At 56.0% G+C, this 2,082-nt stretch carries 3 protein-coding genes; 1 reads left to right on the forward strand and 2 read right to left on the reverse strand.

Features of this window, described 5'->3' with window-relative positions; genetic code table 11:
* Both L692_RS0117705 and L692_RS0117710 read right to left on the reverse strand, forming a co-directional pair.
* Positions 1-317: thioredoxin family protein (locus L692_RS0117705; RefSeq protein WP_025701434.1), on the reverse strand; the 317-nt coding region annotated here is incomplete at its 3' end.
* Complete coding sequence (locus L692_RS0117710; RefSeq protein ID WP_025701435.1) at positions 317-715, reverse strand: MerR family transcriptional regulator; 399 nt, start codon at positions 713-715, stop codon at positions 317-319. The genes L692_RS0117710 and L692_RS0117705, both read right to left, overlap by 1 nt.
* Before the next feature lie 215 nt (positions 716-930).
* On the opposite strand from L692_RS0117710, the gene L692_RS0117715 reads away from it, so the two are divergent.
* Positions 931-2,082: MFS transporter (locus L692_RS0117715; protein ID WP_415752770.1), on the forward strand; the 1,152-nt coding region annotated here is incomplete at its 3' end.

The raw sequence follows: 2,082 nt of genomic DNA on the forward strand, positions 1-2,082 counted from the left end.
AAATGTCTGCCCAGAACACCCGTATAGACTGATTTCGGGCTTAAACCAATCAGCTTCTCCACCGGCTGGCCGTCCTTGTAGACGATGACGGTCGGCATGCTCATGACGCCGGCTTCCGCGGCAAGCCCGGGCTGCTCGTCGCAGTCAACCTTTATGACTGACACCGCGTCTCCGTAATCCCGGTCCAGCTCCTCCAGAATCGGCAGCAGATTTCGGCAAGGCGGACACCAGGCTGCCCCGTAATCGACAAGCACCAGCCCTCCCGCCGCCACCTCTTCCCTCAGACCCTCGGGTGTTTCCGCATGTTTAATCGCCATTAGAATCCTTCCTCTCCTGCTTTGGCTAAGGTTTCTGCGCCGCTCAATTCGCGCTCCCGGCGGATGGAAGCCATCCTCTCCTCCAAATTAAGCTTGATCTGCGTCAGCTGATGCAGCTGACGCTCAATCTCCTTCAGCTTGGATTCATACAGCGGCATCACCTCCGCGCAGAAAGCCTCCTTGTTCTTCAGCACGCAGTGCAGAAACCCCGCGATTTCCTCTGTCGTAAGTCCCAAATTCAAGTACAGCTTGATTGTCTCCACCGTCTCCACGGCAAGCGGAGAATATTCGCGGTAGCCGTTGGCCAGACGGACCGGCGAAATCAAACCTTGTGATTCATAATATCGAAGCGACCGGACGCTGACGCCCGTCAGTTTGGCAAGCTCGCCTATTTTCATTGCAATCTCTCCGGATGATGAGAATGTTTAGGTTCATTATAGACCCTGACACCAGTGTCAGGGTCAACTTGTTTTTTTGAGCTTGCCGGTCCGGTGATGCCGCAGTGATGCTGCAAATTGACAAACCAGCTATTCGCCCATATTGTTGTTATAACAATTGCGGAAAGAAGAGATCTAAGTTGGTTAATGAGGAACGTTTATGGAACAGGAATTTTTTGAAGATCTGCTTTAGCAGCTTTTTCATTTTCATGACCTTTTATATTCTGATGGTGACGCTGCCCGTATTCGTTCTGGATAATCTGCACGGGAGCAAGCAAAGTATCGGATTGGTAACGACCCTGTTCGTCATGGCCGCCGTGATGATCCGGCCGCTCACCGGCAGATGGCTCGACGAGGTTAACCGCAAAGCGCTTATGGTCGGCTCGCTTCTGTTGTTCGCCGTCTGCTCCTTGCTGTATCTGTTCATTCAAGGCTATACCGCTCTGCTGGCGCTGCGCTTCGTCCATGGAATCGCTTTCGGAATTGCCGCCACGGCCACCTCGGTGATCGTGCTTGATGTTATCCCGGAGCGCCGGAAGGGCGAAGGCATCGGCTATTTCACGCTGTTCATGAGCCTCGCGATGGTTATGGGCCCGTTCATCGGCCTGACCGTCGCCGATCACGCCGGCTTCCGGATGCTATTCATCACTATCAGCGCCTTTGCCGTTATCGCCTGCATCTTCGGCATTTGGACACCCGTTCCTTCCCATAAGCCCCGGCCGCAAACGCTCGGCAACTGGAATATCCAGCGTTACTTCGAGCTGAAGGCCCTGCCGGTGTCCCTGTCCGGATTCGTTCTGGCCTTCGCTTACGCATCGCTGTCGACATTCATCTCCGTCTATGCCAAATCGATCGGTCTTGGGGACGTCGCCAGTTACTTCTTCATCGTGTTAGCGGCCCTGGTGCTGATCTCCCGGCCCTTTACCGGCCGTCTGTTTGACCGCAGAGGGGCTCATGTTCTCGTCTATCCGGGCATTCTGGTGTTCATGGCCGGCATACTCTGGCTCAGCCGGGCGTCTTCCGCTCCGGAGTTCCTGGCCACGGCGGGCCTGATCGGACTCGGCTACGGCGCGATCCTCCCCAGCCTTCAGACATTGGCTATTCAAGCAGCTCCCGGCCACCGCCGGGCGCTTGCCACCAGCACCTTCTATGTTCTGTTCGATTTTGGCTTCGGTCTCGGCTCTTATGTTCTGGGCTTTGTCGCCTCCCATACGGCTTACAGCACGATGTATTTCACCGCCGGAATGATGGTGTCCCTGGCGCTGGTCCTCTACTACTGCCTCCATCACCGGGCGCAGCGGACAAGCCGGGAAACGGCGGGGCCGGAG

This window comes from Paenibacillus forsythiae T98 (assembly GCF_000520735.1).
Taxonomy (GTDB): domain Bacteria; phylum Bacillota; class Bacilli; order Paenibacillales; family Paenibacillaceae; genus Paenibacillus_AQ; species Paenibacillus_AQ forsythiae.